Consider the following 23,426-nt stretch of genomic DNA (forward strand, 5'->3'; position numbering starts at 1 on the left):
GGAAGTGAATACGTGCAACAGATAGCCCGCTCTGTCGCCCTGGCATTTAACAATCTGCCTCGACCCCACCGCGTTATGCTGGGGTCGCTTACAGTACTCACCTTAGCGGTCGCCGTCTGGCGGCCCTATGTTTACCACCCGAGTTCTGCCCCTATCATCAAAACCATTGAGCTTGAAAAGAGCGAAATCCGTTCTTTGCTGCCTGAAGCCAGTGAGCCTATCGACCAGGCAGCTCAGGAAGATGAAGCCATCCCGCAGGATGAGCTGGACGATAAAACCGAGAACGAAGCCGGTATTCACGAATATGTTGTGTCTACCGGGGACACGCTGAGCAGCGTGCTGAACCAGTACGGCATCGACATGGGCAATATCAGCCAGCTGGCGGCTGCGGATAAAGATCTTCGTAACCTGAAAATCGGACAACAGCTCTCCTGGACACTAACGGCGGATGGCGATCTCCAGCGTCTGACCTGGGAAATGTCCCGCCGCGAAACCCGCACCTACGATCGCACTGCAAACGGTTTCAAGATGACCAGCGAAATGCAGAAGGGCGACTGGGTTAACAGCGTTCTGAAAGGCACCGTGGGCGCGAGCTTTGTCTCCAGCGCGCGAGATGCGGGCTTGACCAGCGCTGAAATCAGTTCGGTGATCAAAGCCATGCAGTGGCAGATGGATTTCCGTAAGCTGAAGAAGGGCGATGAGTTCTCCGTTCTGATGTCCCGCGAAATGCTGGACGGCAAGCGCGAGCAAAGCCAGCTGCTGGGCGTACGTCTGCGCTCTGAGGGCAAAGATTACTACGCGATTCGTGCCGAAGACGGTAAGTTCTATGACCGCAGCGGTACGGGTCTTGCGAAAGGCTTCCTGCGTTTCCCGACGGCAAAACAGTTCCGCGTCTCCTCGAACTTTAACCCGCGTCGTCTGAACCCGGTAACCGGGCGCGTCGCGCCGCACCGTGGCGTTGACTTTGCCATGCCGCAGGGCACGCCGGTACTGGCGGTAGGGGATGGCGAAGTGGTGGTGGCCAAGCGTAGCGGTGCCGCCGGATATTATGTCGCGGTACGTCATGGTCGTACTTATACGACCCGCTATATGCACCTGCGTAAGCTGCTGGTCAAACCGGGCCAGAAGGTGAAGCGCGGGGACCGTATCGCGATCTCCGGAAATACCGGACGCTCTACCGGCCCGCACCTGCACTATGAAGTGTGGATCAACCAACAAGCAGTGAACCCGCTGACCGCGAAACTGCCGCGCACTGAAGGCCTGACAGGTAAAGATCGTACTGATTATCTGGCGCAGGTGAAAGAGGTGATGCCGCAGCTGAGCTTAAACTAAGTTCTCTGTTTTTGTTAAAAAAGCCGGCGCACACTGACGCCGGCTTTTTCTTTTGTGCGTGGACGACTGCCTCGCTACACTATCTGAATAAAATTTTGCGTCATCAGACCCTGGATCCAGCATGGAAACCCAAAAAAACAATATTGAATACATTCCTGAGTTTGAAAAATCCTTCCGCCATCCGCGCAACTGGGGCGCCTGGCTTGGTGTTTACGCCTTTGCGGGGATGGCGATGCTGCCTGCCTCTGTTCGCGATCCCGTTCTGGGTAAAATTGGTCGTCTGGCGGGGCGTTTAGGCAAGAGCGCCCGCCGCCGCGCGCAGATCAACCTCTACTACTGTTTTCCTGAGAAAAGCGACGCCGAGCGCGAGGCAATCATTGATGAGATGTATACTACCGCGCCGCAGGCCATGGCGATGATGGCGGAGCTGGCGCTGAAAGGGCCGGATAAAATCGTCGATCGCATTGACTGGAAAGGGCTGGAGATCATCGAGGAGATGCGCCGCAATGACGAGAAAGTCATTTTCCTCGTCCCCCACGGCTGGGGCGTTGATATTCCGGCGATGCTGATGGCCTCTCAGGGCCAGAAGATGGCGGCAATGTTCCACAATCAGGGCAATAAGATTTTCGATTTTGTCTGGAATACGGTGCGTCGTCGTTTTGGTGGACGCCTGCATGCCCGTAACGATGGCATTAAGCCCTTCATTCAGTCGGTACGTCAGGGGTACTGGGGCTACTATCTGCCGGATCAGGATCACGGCCCCGAGCACAGCGAGTTTGTTGATTTCTTTGCGACCTATAAAGCGACGCTCCCCGCGATTGGTCGCCTGATGAAAGTCTGTCGTGCCCGCGTGATCCCGCTATTCCCGGTCTATGACGGCAAAACGCATCGTCTGAGTATTGAGGTCCGTCCTCCGATGGACGATCTGCTGACCGCAGACGACCACACCATCGCGCGTCGAATGAACGAAGAGGTAGAGATACTGGTGGGGCCGCATGCCGAACAGTACACGTGGATTCTGAAGCTGCTTAAAACGCGCAAACCGGGCGAAACAGAGCCGTATAAACGCAAAGAGCTGTATCCAACGAAATAAAAAAAGCCCTCTCCATCTGGAGAGGGCTTTTTAACAGAGACGTTTTTACTCGACGGTCATAACGCGGGTGGTGTTGGTTGAGCCGATGGTGCTCATTACATCGCCCTGGGTGACAATGACGATATCACCGGACACCAGATAGCCTTTGTCGCGCAGCAGGTTTACGGCATCGTGCGCGGCGGCCACGCCGTCATTGGTGCTGTCGAAGTGGACCGGCGTCACGCCGCGGTACAGCGCCGTCAGGTTCAGGGTACGCTCATGACGGGACATGGCGAAGATCGGCAGACCCGAGCTGATACGCGAGGTCATCAGCGCGGTGCGGCCAGATTCGGTCATGGTGATGATCGCGGTAACGCCCTTCAGATGGTTTGCCGCATACATTGCCGACATCGCAATCGCTTCTTCCACATTGTCGAACTGTACGTCCAGACGGTGTTTAGAGACGTTGATGCTTGGGATCTTTTCAGCGCCCAGGCAGACGCGCGCCATAGCGGCCACGGTTTCTGCCGGATACTGGCCCGCAGCGGTTTCCGCAGAGAGCATCACCGCATCGGTTCCGTCCAGCACGGCGTTCGCCACGTCCATGACTTCTGCACGGGTTGGCATTGGGTTGGTGATCATCGATTCCATCATCTGAGTGGCGGTGATCACCGCGCGGTTCAGCTGACGTGCGCGACGAATCAGCGCTTTCTGGATACCGACCAGCTCAGGGTCGCCGATTTCCACGCCCAGGTCGCCGCGCGCAACCATCACCACGTCAGACGCGAGGATCACATCGTCCATGGCATCCTGATCGCAAACGGCTTCCGCACGCTCAACTTTGGCGACGATTTTGGCATCGCAGCCTGCATCGCGTGCCAGGCGACGCGCATAGTTCAGATCTTCGCCGCAGCGCGGGAAGGAGACGGCCAGGTAGTCAACGCCGATCAGCGCCGCAGTCACGATGTCCGCTTTGTCTTTATCGGTAAGCGCTTCAGCAGAGAGGCCGCCACCCAGCTTGTTGATGCCTTTATTGTTGGAGAGCGGGCCGCCGACGGTGACTTCGGTGAACACTTTCATGCCCTGAACTTCCAGCACTTTCAGCTGTACGCGACCGTCATCGAGCAGGAGGATATCGCCAGGTACCACGTCAGCCGGCAGGCCTTTATAGTCGATACCGACTTTTTCTTTATCGCCTTCGCCTTTGCCCAGGTTGGCATCCAGCAGGAATTTGTCGCCGATATTGAGGAAAACTTTACCTTCTTTAAAGGTTGAGACACGGATTTTGGGACCCTGCAAATCACCGAGGATAGCCACGTGGCGGCCCAGTTTTGCTGCGATTTCACGCACTTTGTCGGCACGTAATTTATGGTCTTCTGGCGTACCGTGAGAGAAGTTCATACGCACCACGTTGGCACCAGCGGCGATAATTTTCTCAAGATTATTATCGCGATCGGTGGCCGGGCCTAAGGTGGTTACGATCTTGGTTCTGCGAAGCCTTCTGGACATGTAATACTCCGTTGACTGAAACAACTTTGGTGTTGCGTGAACATTGAATCGGTCTTCATCTGCTGCAAGGCAGCGGAGAGTGGACCGAATGCCGTAAATCGTTACATCGTAATTATTGGTTACGTCTTCGTTATCAACTATCAGGGAACATCGCTCTTTATAAGCAATTCTTTATCAAAACGCGATTCCTTCAGCGCTTCCTTGACCCGCTTCAAGTTATCCCGGAATTTTGCGCCCCGACGTAAGGTAAAACCGGTCGCCAGCACGTCAATCACGGTGAGCTGCGCCAGTCGGGAGACCATCGGCATATAAATGTCTGTGTCTTCCGGCACGTCGAGGGTGATTGCCAGCGTTGCCTCACGCGCCAGCGGCGTGCCGGCTGTAGTGAGGGCAATCACCATGGCATCGTTTTCACGGGCCAGCTGCGCCAGCTCTACCTGACTTTTGGTGCGGCCGGTATGCGAAATCAGTACCACGACGTCATCTTCACTGCAATTCATACAGCTCATGCGTTGCAGCACAATGTCATCGGAATAAATAACCGGAACGTTAAAGCGGAAAAATTTGTTCATCGCGTCATGCGCCACGGCCGCCGACGAGCCGAGACCGAAGAACGCAATCCTCTTCGCCTGGGTGAGTAAATCCACCGCGCGATTCACGGAGCTCATGTCCAATGACTGACGGACGTGGTCGAGCGAAGCCATGGCCGACTCAAAAATTTTCGCGGTATAGGCATCAACGCTGTCGTCTTCATCCACATTACGATTAACATAAGGGGTGCCGTTAGCCAGACTTTGTGCCAGATGCAGTTTAAAATCAGGAAAGCCGCGCGTTTCCAGGCTGCGGCAAAAGCGATTGACTGTGGGTTCGCTAACACCCGCTTCCTGTGCCAGAGCGGCGATGCTTGAATGAATCGCCTGAGCGGGAGAGGCGAGAATGACCTCGGCCACTTTTCGCTCGGATTTGCTAAGGTGTTCCAGTTGAAACTGGATTTTTTCCAGCATGTTCATGTTAACAGGATGCTCATGGGTGTAAACGATTTCATAAATTGATGAAATCGTGATTCGATTTAGCCGATATTACCCTTGTGGCTTCCATTAAGGGTAACAATCGACAAGATAATGTTGTTGTTTTTTTTCATTACTTGATCGGTGTCGGGTTTTGCTATGACCCTGTTGCGCAAAGAAACGACGGTTGTTGCGTCATTAAGCCGTCGTAATCATCCAAAGGGTGAAAAATCGTGGTATCGCACGCGACGATAAGCGCTAATGGTTTCGGGAATGACGTAAAAGCAGTACAGTGCATTGTAATAAAATTACAACGATACCTGGCAGAAGTACCAGGTGATCCAACTGAGGAGAATGACATGGCGGTAACGCAAACAGCCCAGGCATGTGACCTGGTCATTTTCGGCGCGAAAGGCGACCTTGCACGCCGAAAATTGCTGCCTTCCCTGTATCAACTGGAGAAAGCGGGTCAAATTCATCCGGATACCCGTATCCTGGGTGTAGGGCGCGCCGACTGGGACAAGGACGCTTATACCAAAGTCGTCCGCGAGGCGCTCGAAACTTTCATGAAGGAAAAAATTGATGAAAGTTTGTGGGATACCCTGAGTGGACGTCTCGATTTCTGCAACCTGGACGTTAATGACGTCAGCGCGTTTACCCGCTTAGGCGCGATGCTGGATCAGAAAAACCGTGTCACCATTAACTATTTCGCCATGCCGCCAAGCACCTTTGGCGCCATCTGCAAAGGCCTGGGCGAAGCCAAACTGAACGCCAAACCGGCGCGCGTCGTGATGGAGAAGCCGCTGGGTACCTCGCTGGCAACCTCGCGTGAAATCAACGACCAGGTGGGCGAGTTCTTTGAAGAGTGCCAGGTCTACCGTATCGACCACTATCTCGGTAAAGAGACGGTACTGAACCTGCTGGCGCTGCGTTTTGCTAACTCCCTGTTTGTAAATAACTGGGACAACCGCACTATCGACCACGTGGAAATCACCGTGGCGGAAGAGGTGGGGATTGAAGGTCGCTGGGGTTACTTTGACCAGGCCGGTCAGATGCGCGACATGATCCAGAACCACCTGCTGCAGATCCTGTGCATGATTGCCATGTCTCCACCGTCTGACCTGACGGCGGACAGCATCCGTGACGCCAAAGTGAAAGTGCTGAAGTCACTGCGCCGCATCGACCGCTCCAACGTGCGTGAGAAGACCGTTCGTGGTCAGTACACCGCCGGGTTTGCGCAAGGCAAAAAAGTGCCTGGCTATCTGGAAGAAGAGGGCGCGAACAAGTCCAGCAATACCGAGACGTTCGTGGCGATCCGCGTGGATATCGACGACTGGCGTTGGGCGGGTGTTCCGTTCTACCTGCGCACCGGTAAACGTCTGCCGGCCAAATGTTCCGAAGTGGTTGTTTACTTCAAAAACCCGGAACTGAACCTGTTCAAAGAGTCCTGGCAGGAGCTGCCGCAGAACAAACTGACCATTCGTCTGCAGCCGGACGAGGGCGTGGATATCCAGATCCTGAACAAAGTGCCGGGCCTGGATCATAAACACAACCTGCAGACCACCAAGCTGGATCTGAGCTACTCTGAAACCTTTAACCAGACGCACCTGGCCGATGCTTACGAGCGTCTGCTGCTGGAAACCATGCGCGGTATCCAGGCGCTGTTCGTGCGCCGCGATGAAGTGGAAGAGGCGTGGAAATGGGTCGACTCCATCACCGAAGCCTGGGCTGCCGACCAGGATGCGCCAAAACCGTATCAGGCGGGCACCTGGGGACCGGTCGCGTCGGTGGCGATGATCACCCGCGATGGCCGCTCCTGGAACGAGTTTGAGTAAGATAATCCGCTAGCCCGAAAGTGTTATTTTACCGGTAACATGATCTAACTCAGCTAGTGGCACAATTTTCAACTTTTAAGCTCCGCGTGGATTCACCCGCGGAGCTTTTTTTATTACACTGCCGGAAGTGATTTTGCCCCTGAGCTCCGGACAGCAAGCGTTTCAGCGTTGTTAACAACTGCCAGCGACTTTGTAAACTCCCGAGCCCGGACAGATAAATTAGAGGAGCTTTTATGAATCCGACATTGTTACGCGTAACACAGCGCATTATTGAGCGCTCGAAAGAGACCCGCTCGGCCTACCTCGCCCGGATTGAACAGGCAAAGAGCAACACCGTCCACCGATCTCAGCTGGCCTGCGGTAACCTGGCGCACGGTTTCGCCGCCTGCCAGCCTGATGATAAAGCGTCGCTGAAAAGCATGTTGCGTAACAATATCGCCATCATTACCTCCTATAACGATATGCTCTCCGCGCACCAGCCCTATGAGGTTTACCCGGATATCATCCGTAAAGCGCTGCACAGCGTGAATGCGGTCGGCCAGGTGGCGGGTGGGGTACCCGCCATGTGCGACGGCGTGACGCAGGGCCAGGACGGTATGGAGCTCTCCCTGCTGAGCCGCGAAGTGATTGCTATGTCCGCGGCGGTTGGCCTGTCGCACAACATGTTTGATGGCGCGCTGTATCTCGGCGTGTGCGACAAGATTGTTCCGGGCCTGGTGATGGCCGCGCTGTCGTTTGGTCATCTGCCTGCGATCTTCGTGCCGTCGGGCCCAATGGCAAGCGGCCTGCCGAACAAAGAAAAAGTCCGTATCCGCCAGCTGTACGCGGAAGGGAAAGCAGACCGTCAGGCGCTGCTGGAGGCGGAAGCCGCGTCCTATCATGCGCCGGGGACCTGTACGTTCTACGGTACGGCTAACACTAACCAGATGGTGGTGGAATTTATGGGGATGCAGCTTCCGGGCTCGTCCTTTATCCAGCCGGACGCGCCGCTGCGCAAGGCGCTGACCGAGGCCGCGGCCCGTCAGGTTACGCGTCTGACCGGCAACGGCAACGAATGGATGCCGATGGGCAAAATGGTTGACGAAAAAGTCATCGTCAACGGGATTGTCGCGCTGCTGGCAACCGGGGGGTCAACCAACCACACCATGCACCTGGTGGCCATGGCGCGTGCGGCGGGCATTCTGATTAACTGGGATGACTTCTCCGAGATCTCTTCCGTGGTGCCGCTGATGGCACGCCTGTACCCGAACGGTCCGGCGGACATTAACCACTTCCAGGCCGCGGGCGGCGTACCGCTGCTGATGCGCGAGCTGCTGAAAGGCGGACTGCTGCATGAAGACGTAAATACCGTGGCAGGCTTTGGCCTTCAGCGCTATACCCAGGAGCCGTGGTTGAACAACGGCGAGCTGGACTGGCGCGAAGGGGCGAGCGCGTCTCTTGATGCGCAGGTGATCGCCACCATCGACAAACCGTTCTCTCCTCACGGCGGCACCAAAGTGCTGAGCGGCAACCTCGGTCGCGCGGTAATGAAGACCTCTGCCGTACCGGAAGAGAACCAGATTATCGAAGCGCCGGCGGTGGTGTTTGAAAGCCAGCACGACGTATTACCCGCCTTTGACGCCGGTCTGCTCGACAAAGACTGCGTGGTGGTGGTGCGTCATCAGGGGCCTAAAGCTAACGGGATGCCAGAATTACATAAACTTATGCCACCACTTGGTGTATTATTGGACCGCCGTTTCAAAATTGCGTTAGTAACCGATGGACGCCTCTCCGGGGCATCCGGTAAAGTGCCTTCAGCCATCCACGTGACGCCTGAAGCCTACGACGGCGGGTTGCTGGCGAAAGTGCGTGACGGTGACATGATCCGCGTTAACGGTCAGACAGGCGAGTTAACCCTGCTGGTGGATGACGCCGAGCTGGCGGCACGTCAACCCCATATTCCTGACCTGAGCGCATCGCGCATGGGGACCGGACGCGAAATGTTCAGCGCGCTGCGTGAGAAGCTCTCCGGTGCGGAGCAGGGCGCAACCTGTATTACGTTTTAAGACGACTTGATTTTAACGATCTGGCGAGAGAAGACTCTGATGAAAAACTGGAAAACAAGTGCAGAAGCAATCCTGACCACTGGCCCTGTCGTGCCGGTTATCGTGGTAAACAAGCTGGAGCACGCTGTACCTATGGCGAAAGCGCTGGTTGCGGGCGGCGTTCGCGTTCTGGAAGTTACCCTGCGTACCGCCTGCGCGATGGATGCCATTCGCGCGATTGCTAAAGAAGTGCCGGACGCCATCATCGGTGCGGGTACCGTGACGAACGTAAAACAGCTGGCTGAAGTGACCGAAGCGGGCGCGCAGTTTGCCATCAGCCCGGGCCTGACCGAGTCGCTGCTGAAAGCCGCGACCGAAGGCACCATTCCGCTGATCCCGGGCATCAGCACCGTCTCTGAACTGATGCTGGGCATGGACTACGGTCTGAAAGAGTTCAAATTCTTCCCGGCTGAAGCGAACGGCGGCACTAAAGCGCTGCAGGCGATTGCGGGTCCCTTCTCTCAGGTACGCTTCTGCCCGACGGGGGGTATCTCTCCTGCCAACTACCGTGACTACCTGGCGCTGAAAAGCGTGCTGTGCATCGGTGGCTCATGGCTGGTTCCGGCGGATGCGCTGGAAGCGGGCGACTGGGATCGCATCACAAAACTGGCTCGCGAAGCGGTGGAAGGTGCGAAGCAGTAAGCCATTCGCCGCATGAAAAACGGGCCTTTCGGCCCGTTTTTTTTATCCCATTACCTTAACGCTTGCTGCGGCTGCTTTCGCTCTCGCCACGGCGTCGTCAACGTTATCCCCGGTGGCTAATGCCACGCCAAGACGACGGGTTCCGTCGATCTCCGGCTTGCCGAACAAACGTACCTGCAATCCTGCACCCACCGCCCCGTCGACGTTATCAAACGTGACGTTCTGGCTGGTTAACTGCGGCAGGATCACCGCCGAGGCGGCCGGGCCATACTGACGGACACCGCCGACGGACAGGCCGAGGAACGCGCGCACGTGCAGGGCGAACTCGGAGAGATCCTGCGAAATCAGTGTCACCATGCCGGTGTCATGCGGGCGAGGGGAGACTTCGCTGAAAATCACCTCATCACCGCACACAAACAGCTCGACGCCGAACAGGCCATAGCCGCCCAGCGCCAGGACGGTTTTACGGGCGATCTCCTGAGCCCGCTCCAGCGCCAGGGCGCTCATCTGCTGCGGCTGCCAGGATTCGCGGTAATCGCCATCCTCCTGACGGTGGCCAATCGGGTCGCAGAAATGGACGCCGTCAACGGCGCTGACGGTCAGCAGGGTGATCTCGAAATCAAACTTCACGACGCCTTCAACGATGACGCGACCGGCGCCGGCACGGCCGCCCTGCTGGGCATAATCCCACGCGTTATCCAGAGTGCCGCTGTCGCGAATAAAGCTCTGTCCTTTTCCGGAGGAGCTCATCACCGGCTTAACGATGCACGGATAGCCAATCTCCTCGACGGCCTTCAGGAATGAAGCCTTATCGCCAGCAAAACGGTAGCTCGAGGTGGGCAATCCCAGCTCTTCTGCCGCCAGGCGACGAATACCTTCGCGGTTCATGGTCAGCTTTGCGGCTTTTGCGCAGGGCACCACGCGCTGGCCTTCCTGCTCGAGGGCGATCAGCGTATCGGTGGCAATCGCTTCAATTTCCGGTACAACGAAATCGGGCTTCTCGCGCGTAATCAGTTCGCGAAGGGCATCGCCATCCAGCATGTTAATCACATAAGAACGATGGGCGACGTGCATGGCGGGTGCGTCGGCGTAACGGTCTACGGCGATGACTTCCACACCTAAACGTTGGCACTCAATGGCGACCTCTTTTCCCAGCTCGCCCGATCCCAACAGCATCACTCGCGTCGCCGCAGGTCGCAGCGCAGTTCCTAAACGAATCATAACAATCCCCCTAAAAAAGTTGCGCGCAGTATAAACGAAAACGTTTGCGTCTGTCTTGCGCAGGGATAAACGCGAGGGCAGAAATTTGCGCTTCTTTAGCCCGACCAGACATTTCCTGACGCCCGCTCGCTTACGCTGTGGAACATGTTCACCGTTAAGTGAGGGAAATCATGTCTGGCTGGTTAAATCAATTGCAATCCCTGTTAGGGCAGAAAACATCATCTGGCGAACGGGACCTCAGCAAACTGCTGGTACCCGGAGCGCTCGGCGGGCTGGCAGGCCTGCTGGTCGCGAATAAATCCTCACGCAAGCTGCTGGCAAAATATGGCACCGGCGCGCTGCTGGCCGGCGGCGGCGCCATCGCGGGCACCGTGCTGTGGAATAAGTACAAGGACCGGGTACGGACCGCGCACAGCGATGAACCGCATTATGGCGAGCACACCTCGCCGCTGGATCTGCGTACCGAACGGCTCATTCTTGCGCTGGTTTTTGCCGCGAAAAGTGACGGGCATATTGACGACAAAGAACGATCGGCGATCGAGCAGCAGCTGCGTGAAGCCGGCGTTGAAGAGAAGGGCAGAGCGCTGGTGGCGCAGGCTATCGAACAGCCGCTTGAGCCGCAGCGTCTTGCGCAAAGTGTGAAAAATGAGGAAGAGGCGCTGGAGCTCTATTTCCTCAGCTGTGCCGCCATCGATATCGATCACTTTATGGAGCGGAGCTACCTTAACGCCCTGGGCGATGCGTTAAAGATCCCTCAGGACGTGCGCGAGGGCATTGAGCGGGATATCCGCGAACAAAAACAGGCGTTACAGGGATAGCCTCCGCCGTCGCGACGCTGTTTCGCTTGCATCATGCGTGGGTTTTGCCAACCTTATAGGGTGTAAAACTTAAAAGAATGATGACATGCCACCGAAAGCCCGACGTACTCCTTATGCGATCACCACGCATGGCGATACGCGCATAGACAACTATTACTGGCTGCGGGACGATTCGCGCTCCCGGCCAGAGGTACTCGACTACCTGCACGAGGAAAACGACTATGGCCGCAAGGTCATGTCCAGCCAGCAGACGCTTCAGGACCAGCTGCTGAATGAGATGGTGCAGCGTATTCCTCAGCGCGATATCTCTGCGCCCTGGACCAAAAACGGCTATCGCTATCGCCATATTTACGAGCCCGGCAATGAGTATCCCATCTACCAGCGTCAGTCGGTATTAAGCGCCGAATGGGATGAGTGGGATATTTTGCTGGATGCCAACCAGCGCGCCGCCCACAGCGAATTTTATACCCTGGGCGGCATGTCCATTTCGCCGGATAACGCGGTGATGGCGCTGGCGGAGGATTATCTCTCCCGTCGCCAGTACGGCCTGCGTTTTCGCAATCTGGACACCGGCAACTGGTATCCGGAAATGCTGGAAAACGTCTCCCCGGATTTTGTCTGGGCGAATGATTCGGAGACGGTTTACTACGTCAAAAAGCACGCCTCGACGCTGCTGCCTTATCAGGTGTGGCGACACACCGTGGGAACGGACTCCGCTGACGACGAGCTGGTCTATGAAGAGAAAGACGAAACGTTCTATGTCAGCCTGCATAAAACCTCCTCGCGCCACTATGTGATTATCTTCCTGGCCAGCGCGACGACCTCGGAAGTTCTGCTGCTGGATGCCGAACTGCCCGACGCCCAGCCGCTCTGTTTCCTGCCGCGCCGCAAGGATCACGAGTACAGCCTGGATCACTTTCAGCACAGCTTTTATTTGCGCTCTAATCGCGAGGGTAAAAACTTTGGTCTCTATAAAACCAAAGTGCGCGATGAGCGCAAATGGGAGGTGCTTATCCCCGCGCGGGATCAGGTGATGCTTGAAGGGTTCACCCTGTTTACCGACTGGCTGGTGGTGGAAGAGCGTCAGCGAGGGCTGACCAGTATCCGGCAAATCAACCGTAAAACGCGGGAAGTGGTGGGGATCGCGTTCGACGACCCGGCCTATGTGACGTGGATTGGTTTCAACCCTGAACCTGAATCCTCGCGGCTGCGCTACGGCTACTCATCGATGACCACGCCGGACACCCTGTTTGAGCTGGATATGGATACCGGGCAGCGTCAGGTGATTAAACAGACCGAGGTCAAAGGGTTTGAGTCTGAAAACTACCGCAGCGAGCACCTGTGGGTCACCGCCCGGGATGGCGTCGAGGTCCCCGTCTCGCTCGTCTATCACAAAGCCCACTTCCAGAAAGGCAAAAACCCGATCCTGGTGTACGGTTACGGCTCGTATGGCTCAAGCATGGACGCCGATTTCAGCAGCAGCCGGTTAAGCCTGCTCGATCGCGGCTTTGTTTTTGCCATCGCCCATATTCGCGGTGGCGGTGAACTGGGGCAGCACTGGTATGAAGACGGGAAATTCCTGAAAAAGAAAAATACCTTCAATGACTACCTCGACGTCTGCGATGCGCTGATTGAGCAGGGCTACGGGGATCCGCAGCTTTGCTTTGGGATGGGCGGCAGCGCGGGCGGCATGCTGATGGGGGCGGCGATCAACCAGCGTCCCGACCGCTTTAAGGGGATTGTCGCGCAGGTTCCGTTTGTCGATGTGGTGACGACCATGCTCGATGAATCCATCCCGCTTACGACAGGGGAGTTTGAAGAGTGGGGGAATCCGCAGGATGAGATGTACTACCGCTATATGAAAGCGTACAGCCCGTATGATAACGTGGAGGCGAAAGCCTACCCGCATATGCTGGTTACCACCGGTTTGCATGATTCTCAGGTGCAGTACTGGGAGCCGGCAAAATGGGTGGCAAAACTGCGGGAGCTGAAAACCGATGACAACCTGCTGCTGCTGTGTACCGATATGGACTCCGGTCACGGCGGGAAATCGGGACGATTTAAATCCTACGAAGGAGTTGCCCTGGAATATGCCTTTTTAATAGGCCTGGCGCAGGACACGCTGCCAGGCCGTGCGGAGCGTTAAGCGTCGCCCAGATAATGTTTCAGCGTTAAGCGCAGTTCCGGGCTCATTCTGTCGAGGTTGTTATAGAGCCAGCGCAAATAGCCCGGGTCTTTATCCGCTACCTCGGACACCGGCTTCCCGCGATATTTCCCAAAGGTAAATGTAGTCAGAAGTGCAGGACGGCCGGTAATGGTCGCCATATCATCCGGCGTCCAGCCAGAGATATTCATAATATCTATCAGTAACGCGGCGGTGATATAGCAGTCATACAGGGCCCGGTGATGGTGAAGCCCCTCAGGCGTACGGACGCTGAGCTTGCGGGACTTGTACAGCGCCATGTTGCTGTATTTAATTCCCGGCCAGAGGCGACGCGCCAGCTTCATGGTACAAATCCATTCCCCCGGCATTTCAGGTAACACCCGGCGGTCAAAACTGGCGTTATGCGCGACGTACCACGGGCTACCGTAGTAGTGCGGAATGATCTCTTCGATCCACGGCTTATCCGCCACCATCGATTCGGTAATGCGATGGATAGCCATCGCCTGAGGGCTGATGGGTCGGTCGGGACGCACCAGATGGCTCATAGGGTTGACGATTTTACCATCAACCACGTCGACAGAAGCCACTTCCACTATTCCGCCCTGAAGATCGCAAGTTTCGGTATCGATGACGCGCAGCATTGAACACTCCTGAGCTTTAAAACGCCTAGCCTAAAGGAATGATATCGCCTTGCCAACCCTCTCCGCCGAGCGTGCCGGTCAACAGCAGCTCGCCTCGATCTGCGCGGACGATCAGCTGGCCTTTTTCATCCCACAGCGCGCTACCGCCGCAGGCGTTCGCCATCAGCACCGCAATGGCATATTTATGCGCGAAGCGCTGCAGGGTACTGATGGACTGCCGCCAGCGGTGATCCTCTACGGACTGACTGCTGGTAAACAGCGACGCTCTGGGATCGAGATTGGGTGAATCGGCATGCGCATCAATAATGCTGAGCTGTTTCTCCCCCGGCACCAGGCTGGCACCGCTACCTTGCGGGTAGCGCAGGATGCGGTGACGGGCGGGCGTGAAGAGCGCGAGGCCTTTCTGGCGCTGACCGTTCCGTTCCAGGGGGAGCCCGGCAATCACGGTAATCCGGTAAAAATGTGCCGCGTCAAGCAGCGGTTCCAGCTGCGCGTCATCGGGTGGGGGAGGTAACGTCGGTGCGCCTGAGCCCGTTAATGAGAGTTCAGGGAAGACCAGCAAATCACATCGCTGCCGTGCTGCTTCGGCGATGAAGCGCAGGTGGTGCGTGATATGGTCATCGACACTCTGATGCTGCCCACCATACTGAGCTGCCGCTATATTCCAATGTGACATCGTGACTTCCTTATACACTGAGTCGCAGAGATTTAAGAATACACCTAAATTTATCAGGGTTTTCTTATCCTGCCAGATTCCGCGTAAGGAAGTGTAACGGCTCGTTAAGCTTATTTAACTTTAGGTTCGTACGGTAAACGGGAGAGGTTAACCGAGGCGAGACGGTGGGCGATGAGTCTTTCGCGAAACCAGTCGCGCAGATGGGCGGGCTGTTCCCGTTCAACGACTTCAGCCACAACAGGCATGTTGTAACGCTCTTTAAACGCGACGCCAGCGGCAGCGAGATCGACATTTACTTTATCCATCTCGTCCTGTGGAAGGGCGGCCAGATTGATCTTCATTACCTTCTCCTTTTTATGCGGCGGCAACGTTACCGCGATTGCACGACGATGACAAGCGGAGGCAGGATGTTCCTCGACTCGTTTATTATACAGCGTTATTCTTTAGCATACAGACATAACAAAAAGGAATGATTGCGATGGGTTTCTCCGCTTCCCGCGCGGTATGCGCACTGGTTTTTCTGACCTCTACAATGATGACCTCCTCCGCGCTGGCGCATGCGCATCTTAAGCAGCAGATCCCGGCAGCGGACAGCGTGGTGAGCGCTCCGCAGGCACTTACGCTGCATTTTTCAGAAGGCATCGAACCGGGATTTAGCGGTGTGGTGGTGACGGACGCGCAAAAGCAGGTCATCAAAACGGGTACCGCTACGCGAGACGAAAAGAACAAGGCGCTACTCACCGTTCCGCTGGAACAAACGCTGACGTCAGGGACGTACCAGGTAGACTGGCATGTCGTCTCTGTAGACGGTCATAAAACCAAAGGCAGCTATCACTTTAGCGTGAAATAGCATGCTGGCGCTGTGTTATATCGGGTTGCGCTTTATCCATTTCGGGGCGCTGATGCTGGTTTTTGGCAACGCGCTTTACAGCGTCTGGTTTGCGCCTTCTTCCCTCCAGCGGCTGATGTCCCGGCGTTTCCAGCTGCAGCAGAAAGTGGCGGCCTTGGTGAGCCTGGCGGCTGCACTCCTGATGTTTATGCTTCAGGGCGGACTGATGGGTAACGGCTGGGGAGATGTGTTTGCTCCGCAGGTCTGGTACGGCGTATTTAGGACACAGTTTGGTGGCGTCTGGCTGTGGCAAATGATTCTTGCTGTGATGACGGTCGCTGCAGCATGGCTCGCGCCGCTGAAAGGTTCGCGGCTGCTGCTGCTCGCCATGGGCCAGCTTATCCTGCTGGCTGGGGTAGGTCACGCGGCGATGAACGACGGTCCGATGGGGGCGTTGCAGCGGCTTAACTATGCTTTTCACCTGATCTGCGCTGCAGCCTGGCTTGGCGGATTGCTGCCCCTGTTGTTCTGCATGCGTCTGGCGAAAGGGCGCTGGCAGAATGCCGCCATCTATACCATGATGCGCTTCTCGCGCGTGGGCCATTATGCCGTCGCGGGCGTGCTGCTCAGCGGAGCGATCAATACGCTCATGATACTGGGCGTCCATATACCCTGGCAGGCTGGCTACGTGCAGTTTTTGTTGTTCAAATGTGCGCTGGTGGCGTTGATGGTGGTAATTGCGCTGGCAAATCGGTATTTTCTGGTGCCACGGTTTCGTCCGGAGACCGGGCGAGCACAACAGATTTTTATCAGGATGACACAGGCAGAAGTGGTGCTGGGCGCGCTGGTACTGGCAACGGTCAGTCTGTTCGCTACCTGGGAACCCTTCTGACAAGGTTAAATATCATATGAAAAAGACAGTACTTTCTCTCATATTGCTGGCCTGCACGGGGAGCGCGCTTGCCGCACCGCAGGTTATCACCGTCAGCCGTTTTGAAGTCGGTAAGGACAAATGGGCGTTCAATCGCGAAGAGGTGATGCTGACCTGCCGTCCGGGCCATGCGCTGTATGCCATTAACCCGAGCACGCTGGTGCAATACCCGTTAAATGATACCGCAGAGCAGCAGGTAGCCAGCGGCAAGAGTAGCGGCCAGCCGATCAGCATTATTCAGATCGATGACCCGGCGCATCCGGGACAAAAGATGAGTCTGGCGCCGTTTATCGAGCGTGCCGACAAGCTCTGCTAACGTTCAGGTTTCCAATAAAAAACCGCAGATGCTTGCGAAAGCACTGCGGTTTTTCACATTTTATGATGCTCTGGCGCTTTTTTTCCGACCGCTTTAGCTGTGGACTGGAAAACCTGGCGTCGTCATCTATTCTTAAAAGGCAAGGCGACTTAGCCTGCATTAATGCCAACTTTTAGCGCACGGCTCTCTCCCAAGAGCCATTTCCCTGGACCGAATACAGGAATCGTATTCGGTCTCTTTTTATCTGTCTTATATTTCAGTCACTTACGGCGCTCTGTCCGAAAATGTCCCAAAATTGTCCGAACTTCAATATCCGGCAATTCCCGTTATACCACACCGTTTTTTAAATTAACAACCAAACTCATGCAATGCTGGGAATGCTCTGCACAGACGATCTCAGAGTTTTGCAACCATGCGATCTCTCGTTTCAAGGCAAGACTGCTTATAAGGTGCGTTTACCTTAACTCGGCGATTCATGATCCTCACACTTCCAGTTGGGAGAATTGAGAACAGACGTCCTTTCGCAAATGCTACAACCCCCATGGTCTGAAAGTCGTTAATGTTAACTACTCCATCATCAATTGTTTCGAAATCAAAAATTTCAGGGTTTGTGGCAAGTAATTGAAGAACATCATTATCTATAGAGTTAAGTACCGAGGCATACGCAGATGCTGTCCCCATGTATGCGTGAGTCTGTTTTTTGCAATCATATGAACTCGAGGAAGGACCCTGCTTACACTGTTGAGCTTGTTAGCAAATGCATAAGAGGCGTAAATCTCAGGATGGTAATTTAAGACCGTAAATGAGAGAAAATGCATTTCGCCAGCCGCCCAGATGATCTGATTATTCCGTCATCGCGCCATATCTCGACCGAAATCGGCCGCACGAAAGCGAAGCTGGCTAATTTTCAGCGTCTGCAGGGGCTGGGGAATGACTGATCTACCGAAATGCCCCAATTGTGGCATGTCCTCTTCACTGAAGGTCCGAAGTCGTGGGTTGAACTGGGGGGGCGCAGAAATTAGGTGCTCTAACGGTTGCTCAAAATGGCGAGTTGGATTCTCTTTTCCGCCAGGAGGGGAGAGGGGGGCTCGAAGAGAGCTTGCAGATAACTGGCATAAGGTTGTGGAGAAAACTTAACCCACTAATTGTATTATTTGCTTTTATGTATGAAAAAAATTCAACAACACCGACAAAATGGATCGGCTAGCAGATCTGCAATATAATTATTCTATTATTCAATCCACTGACTAAACTCAGAGGGACAAGTTCCAAACACAGGGTAGGTGATATGTCTATGAAGCAAATTAAATCAAGGGAAATGACAAATATAGCGGCAAAAAGGATGTATTATATTTTTCTTGTCGGGGTTATACCTTTGCTTCTGATTTTTTTATTATATGCTAACAACCAAGGGAGCGATTCTCTAAATTATTTATATACTTTATCTGGTAAAGTTCCTGAGCTGATTTCAGCCAGTAACCCATTATTAAGTGGTGTTATGAGTTTTTATGTTAAAATCGCTCCTTTGTTAGGTGTTTTGTTTTTTTTGATTGCGCGGAGAGAGTTGAATTTAAAAACTACTTTTTCTTTCACGAACGGTATTTTGGCTTTTATGCTATTCACCGTGTTTTATATTGCAATTGTTTATTATTTATTGGTGTATGACGTGGAGTTAACTGAATCAGGACGATTTATGAGGCTTTTATCAGGGAACGATTATCTTCTTACCGTTTTTTTTGTAAGCGTATTTTATGTGTGTTATATACTCACCTGCTATTACATCAGCTATGCTTATGCAGTTTTCTTGACTTTAAGGTTAAAAATAAAGCACCGTTGAAAGCTAAGGGGCAGATAACATCTCTGCCCCTTTTAGATTAATGAGCTGGTCTGATTATTTCATTGTTGATTTTATCAACGATTTTATCGTCAATGAATGAAGCCAGATAACTGATACCGATAATTCCTGCAATTGTTAATGCAGTAATAGGAAGCCCGACGGCTGTCGCAACAAAAGATGCCAGGGCGCCAAAGATTCCCATAGCCACACCGACAGCAATGCCACTAATAACCCAGGACTCTACCTCTAGCATCAATGGACCCCAGTTTCCTGTTTCATACCCTTCAATACTTTTCTCTCGGATTTTTTCGACTTTGATCACCAGATCTGCAGTCTTAAATGCTTTGCTTAGATTGCCGAGTTTGTTTGCCATGTCACTTGCATTCAGACTTTTCCATGCGTTAACGATCGCAGTTTTATCACCTTGATTAATTTTCATCCCCGGATTGGCAATAATCTTATTCAGAGAGGTCATTGCATCATTGTAGTTACGAATTGTTTTACCTTGGAAGTTTTTAACGTTACTTGCGATGTCCCTTGACACATCTTTATATTTTTGACCCAGGTGACTACCAACTTTTTCCCCCATGTCAGCAATAATTTCGCTGGCTTTTTGTAATGCTTCAATTTGATTATCTTCATCGAGCATCTTCTGGACATTTTCGCGCAAATTACCCCGGGCTGCTTTTGGTATACTTCCATCCCGCACTGCTTGTTCATATAAGTTCTTAAGCGCTTTTCGGGAAACTTTATCACTGGAGCCATAGTACTTTGCCGTCCTATCCCAGGTAGATGGAGGACTCGTAGTGCTATTTCCATTTTGATTCTGGGAGTTATTACTACCAGACTGTGAACCTGAGTTACCACCATTACCACCGGAGCCTTTACCTGAATGACTGTCTACTCCGGAACTGATAGCAATTGCACCACCGGCAGAAAATACTCCAGCCGCATCACCTCTGTTAGCAGCATTCACCTGTGCACTGTTGTTTGGATCCACAGAAAATCCATTAATATTCTGTGTACGGCCACCATTCCCTCCATTTCCTGATGTACCGGAATGGCTGCCAGAACCAGAGTTACCGATGCCAGGATTTTTGCCACCACTGAACGCATTGTTGTGTGCGTTGTCGCCACCATTACCACTCATAGTTAATTCCTCTTTGACGGTTAAAAGTTAGACAATACTGTATATAAAAACATTGTTATATATACAGTAGTTCGAATCCTACGCCGCTGTTTCTAACGTGTCAATGACAGATTTTGGGGTATGACTGAGAGCGGAAAATCCTGATAAGCTACTGATGGGAATATTGTTTACTGGAAAGGAGATCTTCATGAATAAATCTAACGGATTATTCGTGTGTGCGTTGTTAACATCATCTTTGATGAGCAGCGCATGCACCCCTCAAACAAGTGCAGAACGCCATGCACGCCAGTATGTATATGCTGCAGATGACGGCTTTGACCCGAATGTACGCGTTATAAAAGCCGACAGTATTAAGATGGCGGTGCCATTCTTTAAAACTTTTCATGATCTGGGAGCAAAAGACCGCTTATCAGGCATGTCTTTAGAGGACGCGAACAAGCGTGCAGATAAGTTTCGTAGCGAGGCATTTCTGAACTCCATCCAGAGTGAAACTATTTTTGCGGGCACTCGTTACGTCGACAATAAATCATGGTCGGCTAAACAGCGTAAAGCCATGAGCGATGCTATCTCTGAAGCTTACATTGATGGCTATGAAGGAAGGATGTGAGTGGTAATAACAGAAAATTTCGGTACCCGTTTCTGCATTACATTCACGAACACACCTGGTTGTGGCTCATTAACATCAACGCTTTAATTAGAGATGATTTTGTATGGTTTCTCTTGAATTAGATAATGGTGTTTAGTGCTTTTTTATTAATCGCTTACCCGCTTGTGCGGTTTTTTTGACCTAAAATCTTGACCTTCAGTTTTTAGTTGAGCTCTATAAACATACAGTTAGGTGTTAGGGGGTTATCATGGGTTTTCAATCACCTGCATTAGACCTCGCTGAAGAGATACTCACTATTACCAACCTTTGCGGTCATGAGGACAACTGCCGAACTATCGAAACATCATCTGAGTACGCAATAATTAATATTGCCAGAAATCCGGAAATAGGTGACACCATCCTGATTGCGCTCTGCGGTAGGCTGGACCTCGCAAAAGTTCAGGGGAAGGCATTAATAACTCAGGATGGCGAGGCTATAGCGGGTGATTCAGATCATTAAAATTAATGGTGTGAAAGGTAAGTTGATTTTTGCGTATAATAAGCAATCTACTCACATTGGCTGAGGCAGAAGAATGGAAAAGTTGCAATTGAAGATTGGGTTAACTGATTTGGTTTATTCAATTACTGTTCATAGCTTTCATATTTTTTGGATCGGCATTGGGCTTCTGTTGATAGGTGACATTGGGGTGGTGTTCAGTGGTGCATAGTCCAACATACTGACCGTATTAGGTGGCTATATGATTTTTGTAGCTTTGATAATGGAAGGTGTAAAAGCGCTTTTCAATAAGCTGGTCTGGAAGCAGTTTCTCTAAACTCATAGTCTTTAATCTATAAGACTTCTTCAGGAACAGCATAAAATAGATCTATGAGATTAGCATTCCTACATACACATTTGTTGTAGTTCTTTTAGAGTAAAGTGATGACTGGAGTCTGTGTAATGGAAGCATTTACTGAATCTGTTTATTTGGCTATTTTTAGAGAGCATGCAGCGAAGGCGGTTCAGGGTATGGAGAGACATGGCTGTTACTGGTTTACGGGTATCAGGCCATCATATGGGATTGTTGTTGAGTTGCTGGAAGATGCTGGGTATTCAGTGATAACTTTCAACCCGCCGCCTGTATACGAGTTCGCAATATATCTCTCTGATAGTTATCCATCTCAAGTTGAGCTGGAGAGAATCGCAATGTATCGACAGTCACTACGAGACAAGGGCGTATCAGAGGATAAATTACCCGTTTCATTAGTATAGCCCCCTACGGGCGGTTTTTATTGTAATACCGCTAACAAGAAAACGAGATGACAGTAAACATAGCTACGCTATGAAATATCCAGGTGTTATCTCACTATGCCTTCAGGCACTCAACGAGTTAAATCATAAGGTTGAAAATTTACAATCAGGAAGCCGCAACCCGTAGTATGCAGGAACGGGGGCGGCTGGTAAATTTGATATGAATCGATTCGAAATACGTCCGAATTTGTCCGGAATTTTAAGTAACTGTATGATTTTTAGTGCCTGAAAACGCATCACCAGATGTATGCTTTTTAATCTGGTTGATGCGTATGTGTTTGATATACCGCAGAAATATAAATTGCAGGTATAAACAGGAATCGAATTCGGTCTCTTTTTATCTGTATGAAAGTAAACGAGTAATCCCAATAGTTCTTTCTCATACAGCGCGCTCGTCCTGTTCGACTGCTTAAAACATAACGCAACACAGCATGCGGAAGTCCAGCCCTTTTTGCCTGTTTTGTTAAATTTTCGTGTGCAATCAGTAAAAGCCAGAACCGTGTTTAAAAGCGGGATTTAACGGATGCCTCAATTTCATCAAGCAGTTCAAAGCGACGGCGGTATTCGGCACGCTTTTTACTGGCGATCTCCTCAAGGGATTTGCGCTCCATCTGCAATGGCAACTGCCAACTGAAGGTTGAACGTTTTTGACCGTCGATAGAGGCCCAAAACTCATCATAGCTGGCGTGGAAATGGCGACCTTTACTCAGACGATAACGCAGTGCACGGAAGATATGACCTTCATCGCTGACCGCATAAATGGCTTTGATGCCGGAAAGTGTGGCCAATTGGAAAAGCACTTCCATCAACACGCGTTTCGGGAAGAGACCATGGCAGGCTCGGGTTGCCTGTTTGATCACATCACGGGATACGCTGCGTCGCGGGCCCTGAAGACCGCCAATCACCAGAACATATTCTCCGTTTTCGCGAGCAACGCAAAATGTCACACTGGCAAGCAGGGTATTTTCGTTATCACGCAGCCACAGCGTACATTCGCCCTCACGCTCTGCTTTACTGGCATTCATGGCGTTGACGTTATAGCTCACGCCATCTTTGGCATGAAACTCAACAATGGATTGCTCTTGTGGTCCGGTTAAGGCCTTGACCAGGCCGACGTCTTTCAGAGAGTCAATCCACTGATAATGGCTGACGATGGCATCAGCACGCGCATTGGCGTTCATGCCACGCATCAGATACTGGCGATGTGTTTTGCTCGGCAGGGTGATCTGCGAAGCCAGTAACTGATCAAAATCGTCGCGGCGAGCCAGCGCATCGAGCATGCGATGCGTAGAAGACCAGAACAGCAATGAACGTAACAGAAATTTAAGACGGTACTCGCGTTTTTGCCAGATAGGGCCTGGAACGAGTTTGCCTTTCACCAGTTCGGAAATGATATGGGTACGATGCGATTGTGGCGCATCGTTTTGCAGGCGCGTATTTGACACGGGAAAACCTCAAAGTTTATGC

23 protein-coding genes are annotated in these 23,426 nt (G+C 52.7%); 15 read left to right on the plus strand and 8 right to left on the minus strand.

Annotated elements, in window-relative coordinates; all coding sequences use genetic code 11:
* The first annotated feature begins 12 nt into the window (after positions 1 to 12).
* Positions 13 to 1,332: a murein DD-endopeptidase MepM gene (mepM, locus tag AC0TN7_RS04500; RefSeq protein ID WP_024909694.1), complete on the plus strand. Its 1,320-nt coding sequence runs from the start codon at positions 13 to 15 to the stop codon at positions 1,330 to 1,332.
* Between the two features lie 121 nt (positions 1,333 to 1,453).
* A complete protein-coding gene (gene lpxM / locus AC0TN7_RS04505; RefSeq protein ID WP_024909695.1) occupies positions 1,454 to 2,425 on the plus strand; it encodes a lauroyl-Kdo(2)-lipid IV(A) myristoyltransferase in 972 nt (323 codons plus the stop codon).
* 45 nt (positions 2,426 to 2,470) lie between these two features.
* Here lpxM and pyk read toward each other — a convergent pair whose 3' ends face one another.
* Positions 2,471 to 3,913, minus strand: coding sequence for a pyruvate kinase (pyk, locus tag AC0TN7_RS04510; RefSeq protein WP_008500455.1), 1,443 nt, complete (start codon positions 3,911 to 3,913; stop codon positions 2,471 to 2,473).
* Between the two features lie 140 nt (positions 3,914 to 4,053).
* Complete coding sequence (locus AC0TN7_RS04515; protein WP_023312229.1) at positions 4,054 to 4,923, minus strand: MurR/RpiR family transcriptional regulator; 870 nt, start codon at positions 4,921 to 4,923, stop codon at positions 4,054 to 4,056.
* Between the two features lie 356 nt (positions 4,924 to 5,279).
* Between AC0TN7_RS04515 and zwf the strand changes: the two genes are divergently transcribed.
* The 3 genes from zwf (at position 5,280) to kdgA (ending at position 9,481) form a co-directional block, all read left to right on the plus strand.
* On the plus strand, positions 5,280 to 6,755 hold the full coding sequence (zwf, locus tag AC0TN7_RS04520; RefSeq protein ID WP_023312228.1) for a glucose-6-phosphate dehydrogenase: 1,476 nt from the start codon (positions 5,280 to 5,282) through the stop codon (positions 6,753 to 6,755).
* A 233-nt stretch (positions 6,756 to 6,988) separates the two neighbouring features.
* Positions 6,989 to 8,800, plus strand: a complete 1,812-nt coding sequence (gene edd, locus AC0TN7_RS04525) for a phosphogluconate dehydratase (RefSeq protein ID WP_463727169.1) — start codon at positions 6,989 to 6,991, stop codon at positions 8,798 to 8,800.
* Between the two features lie 39 nt (positions 8,801 to 8,839).
* Positions 8,840 to 9,481, plus strand: a complete 642-nt coding sequence (gene kdgA, locus AC0TN7_RS04530) for a bifunctional 4-hydroxy-2-oxoglutarate aldolase/2-dehydro-3-deoxy-phosphogluconate aldolase (RefSeq protein WP_024909698.1) — start codon at positions 8,840 to 8,842, stop codon at positions 9,479 to 9,481.
* A 42-nt stretch (positions 9,482 to 9,523) separates the two neighbouring features.
* Here kdgA and purT read toward each other — a convergent pair whose 3' ends face one another.
* A complete protein-coding gene (gene purT / locus AC0TN7_RS04535) occupies positions 9,524 to 10,702 on the minus strand; it encodes a formate-dependent phosphoribosylglycinamide formyltransferase (protein ID WP_473701869.1) in 1,179 nt (392 codons plus the stop codon).
* A 170-nt stretch (positions 10,703 to 10,872) separates the two neighbouring features.
* Between purT and AC0TN7_RS04540 the strand changes: the two genes are divergently transcribed.
* Both AC0TN7_RS04540 and ptrB read left to right on the plus strand, forming a co-directional pair.
* On the plus strand, positions 10,873 to 11,520 hold the full coding sequence (locus tag AC0TN7_RS04540) for a tellurite resistance TerB family protein (protein ID WP_024909700.1): 648 nt from the start codon (positions 10,873 to 10,875) through the stop codon (positions 11,518 to 11,520).
* A gap of 85 nt (positions 11,521 to 11,605) precedes the next feature.
* Positions 11,606 to 13,666 (plus strand): oligopeptidase B, encoded by a 2,061-nt coding sequence (gene ptrB, locus AC0TN7_RS04545; RefSeq protein WP_061714874.1) that lies wholly within the window; start codon positions 11,606 to 11,608, stop codon positions 13,664 to 13,666.
* Here the strand turns inward: ptrB and exoX are convergent.
* The 3 genes from exoX to AC0TN7_RS04560 all read right to left on the minus strand — a co-directional run bounded on the left by exoX (position 13,663) and on the right by AC0TN7_RS04560 (position 15,342).
* A complete protein-coding gene (gene exoX / locus AC0TN7_RS04550) occupies positions 13,663 to 14,325 on the minus strand; it encodes an exodeoxyribonuclease X (protein WP_010432611.1) in 663 nt (220 codons plus the stop codon). The two genes, ptrB and exoX, sit on opposite strands and share 4 nt — an antisense overlap.
* A 25-nt stretch (positions 14,326 to 14,350) precedes the next feature.
* Positions 14,351 to 15,001 carry a carbon-nitrogen hydrolase family protein gene (locus tag AC0TN7_RS04555; protein WP_248165041.1) on the minus strand — a complete coding sequence of 217 codons (651 nt, stop codon included), beginning with the start codon at positions 14,999 to 15,001 and terminating at the stop codon, positions 14,351 to 14,353.
* A 110-nt stretch (positions 15,002 to 15,111) separates the two neighbouring features.
* A complete protein-coding gene (locus AC0TN7_RS04560) occupies positions 15,112 to 15,342 on the minus strand; it encodes a DNA polymerase III subunit theta (protein WP_008500465.1) in 231 nt (76 codons plus the stop codon).
* A gap of 137 nt (positions 15,343 to 15,479) precedes the next feature.
* On the opposite strand from AC0TN7_RS04560, the gene yobA reads away from it, so the two are divergent.
* From yobA to cui, 5 genes are all read left to right on the plus strand, one after another.
* On the plus strand, positions 15,480 to 15,851 hold the full coding sequence (gene yobA / locus AC0TN7_RS04565) for a CopC domain-containing protein YobA (RefSeq protein WP_024909703.1): 372 nt from the start codon (positions 15,480 to 15,482) through the stop codon (positions 15,849 to 15,851).
* Between the two features lies 1 nt (position 15,852).
* Entirely contained in the window at positions 15,853 to 16,722 is an 870-nt protein-coding gene (copD, locus tag AC0TN7_RS04570) for a copper homeostasis membrane protein CopD (protein WP_473701870.1), read from the plus strand.
* 16 nt (positions 16,723 to 16,738) lie between these two features.
* On the plus strand, positions 16,739 to 17,077 hold the full coding sequence (locus AC0TN7_RS04575) for a YebY family protein (RefSeq protein ID WP_024909705.1): 339 nt from the start codon (positions 16,739 to 16,741) through the stop codon (positions 17,075 to 17,077).
* 812 nt (positions 17,078 to 17,889) lie between these two features.
* Positions 17,890 to 18,015: a hypothetical protein gene (locus AC0TN7_RS04580; protein WP_265589657.1), complete on the plus strand. Its 126-nt coding sequence runs from the start codon at positions 17,890 to 17,892 to the stop codon at positions 18,013 to 18,015.
* A 350-nt stretch (positions 18,016 to 18,365) separates the two neighbouring features.
* A complete protein-coding gene (cui, locus tag AC0TN7_RS04585; protein ID WP_473701871.1) occupies positions 18,366 to 18,914 on the plus strand; it encodes a colicin immunity protein Cui in 549 nt (182 codons plus the stop codon).
* Positions 18,915 to 18,951: 37 nt separating this feature from the next.
* Here cui and AC0TN7_RS04590 read toward each other — a convergent pair whose 3' ends face one another.
* A complete protein-coding gene (locus AC0TN7_RS04590) occupies positions 18,952 to 20,064 on the minus strand; it encodes a colicin-like pore-forming protein (protein WP_473701872.1) in 1,113 nt (370 codons plus the stop codon).
* A 187-nt stretch (positions 20,065 to 20,251) separates the two neighbouring features.
* Here AC0TN7_RS04590 and AC0TN7_RS04595 point away from each other — a divergent pair, with 187 nt between their 5' ends.
* From AC0TN7_RS04595 to AC0TN7_RS04605, 3 genes are all read left to right on the plus strand, one after another.
* Positions 20,252 to 20,671 carry an Exc2 family lipoprotein gene (locus tag AC0TN7_RS04595; RefSeq protein WP_090419781.1) on the plus strand — a complete coding sequence of 140 codons (420 nt, stop codon included), beginning with the start codon at positions 20,252 to 20,254 and terminating at the stop codon, positions 20,669 to 20,671.
* Between the two features lie 247 nt (positions 20,672 to 20,918).
* Positions 20,919 to 21,170, plus strand: a complete 252-nt coding sequence (locus AC0TN7_RS04600; protein ID WP_473701873.1) for a hypothetical protein — start codon at positions 20,919 to 20,921, stop codon at positions 21,168 to 21,170.
* 438 nt (positions 21,171 to 21,608) lie between these two features.
* Complete coding sequence (locus AC0TN7_RS04605) at positions 21,609 to 21,920, plus strand: hypothetical protein (RefSeq protein WP_090419783.1); 312 nt, start codon at positions 21,609 to 21,611, stop codon at positions 21,918 to 21,920.
* 542 nt (positions 21,921 to 22,462) lie between these two features.
* Here the strand turns inward: AC0TN7_RS04605 and AC0TN7_RS04610 are convergent.
* Entirely contained in the window at positions 22,463 to 23,404 is a 942-nt protein-coding gene (locus AC0TN7_RS04610) for a VirK/YbjX family protein (RefSeq protein WP_061714879.1), read from the minus strand.
* Between the last annotated feature and the right edge of the window lie 22 nt (positions 23,405 to 23,426).

The organism is Enterobacter sp. PL_is511, from assembly GCF_055816065.1.

Excerpts from the sequence above, each read along its gene's own strand:
- lpxM (WP_024909695.1), top strand. The coding sequence starts at position 1,454 with ATGGAAACCCAAAAAAACAATATTGAATACATTCCTGAGTTTGAAAAA.
- pyk (WP_008500455.1), bottom strand. The coding sequence starts at position 3,913 with ATGTCCAGAAGGCTTCGCAGAACCAAGATCGTAACCACCTTAGGCCCG.
- AC0TN7_RS04515 (WP_023312229.1), bottom strand. The coding sequence starts at position 4,923 with ATGAACATGCTGGAAAAAATCCAGTTTCAACTGGAACACCTTAGCAAA.
- zwf (WP_023312228.1), top strand. The coding sequence starts at position 5,280 with ATGGCGGTAACGCAAACAGCCCAGGCATGTGACCTGGTCATTTTCGGC.
- edd (WP_463727169.1), top strand. The coding sequence starts at position 6,989 with ATGAATCCGACATTGTTACGCGTAACACAGCGCATTATTGAGCGCTCG.
- kdgA (WP_024909698.1), top strand. The coding sequence starts at position 8,840 with ATGAAAAACTGGAAAACAAGTGCAGAAGCAATCCTGACCACTGGCCCT.
- purT (WP_473701869.1), bottom strand. The coding sequence starts at position 10,702 with ATGATTCGTTTAGGAACTGCGCTGCGACCTGCGGCGACGCGAGTGATG.
- AC0TN7_RS04540 (WP_024909700.1), top strand. The coding sequence starts at position 10,873 with ATGTCTGGCTGGTTAAATCAATTGCAATCCCTGTTAGGGCAGAAAACA.
- ptrB (WP_061714874.1), top strand. The coding sequence starts at position 11,606 with ATGCCACCGAAAGCCCGACGTACTCCTTATGCGATCACCACGCATGGC.
- exoX (WP_010432611.1), bottom strand. The coding sequence starts at position 14,325 with ATGCTGCGCGTCATCGATACCGAAACTTGCGATCTTCAGGGCGGAATA.
- AC0TN7_RS04555 (WP_248165041.1), bottom strand. The coding sequence starts at position 15,001 with ATGTCACATTGGAATATAGCGGCAGCTCAGTATGGTGGGCAGCATCAG.
- AC0TN7_RS04560 (WP_008500465.1), bottom strand. The coding sequence starts at position 15,342 with ATGAAGATCAATCTGGCCGCCCTTCCACAGGACGAGATGGATAAAGTA.
- yobA (WP_024909703.1), top strand. The coding sequence starts at position 15,480 with ATGGGTTTCTCCGCTTCCCGCGCGGTATGCGCACTGGTTTTTCTGACC.
- copD (WP_473701870.1), top strand. The coding sequence starts at position 15,853 with ATGCTGGCGCTGTGTTATATCGGGTTGCGCTTTATCCATTTCGGGGCG.
- AC0TN7_RS04575 (WP_024909705.1), top strand. The coding sequence starts at position 16,739 with ATGAAAAAGACAGTACTTTCTCTCATATTGCTGGCCTGCACGGGGAGC.
- AC0TN7_RS04580 (WP_265589657.1), top strand. The coding sequence starts at position 17,890 with ATGCATTTCGCCAGCCGCCCAGATGATCTGATTATTCCGTCATCGCGC.
- cui (WP_473701871.1), top strand. The coding sequence starts at position 18,366 with ATGTCTATGAAGCAAATTAAATCAAGGGAAATGACAAATATAGCGGCA.
- AC0TN7_RS04590 (WP_473701872.1), bottom strand. The coding sequence starts at position 20,064 with ATGAGTGGTAATGGTGGCGACAACGCACACAACAATGCGTTCAGTGGT.
- AC0TN7_RS04595 (WP_090419781.1), top strand. The coding sequence starts at position 20,252 with ATGAATAAATCTAACGGATTATTCGTGTGTGCGTTGTTAACATCATCT.
- AC0TN7_RS04600 (WP_473701873.1), top strand. The coding sequence starts at position 20,919 with ATGGGTTTTCAATCACCTGCATTAGACCTCGCTGAAGAGATACTCACT.
- AC0TN7_RS04605 (WP_090419783.1), top strand. The coding sequence starts at position 21,609 with ATGGAAGCATTTACTGAATCTGTTTATTTGGCTATTTTTAGAGAGCAT.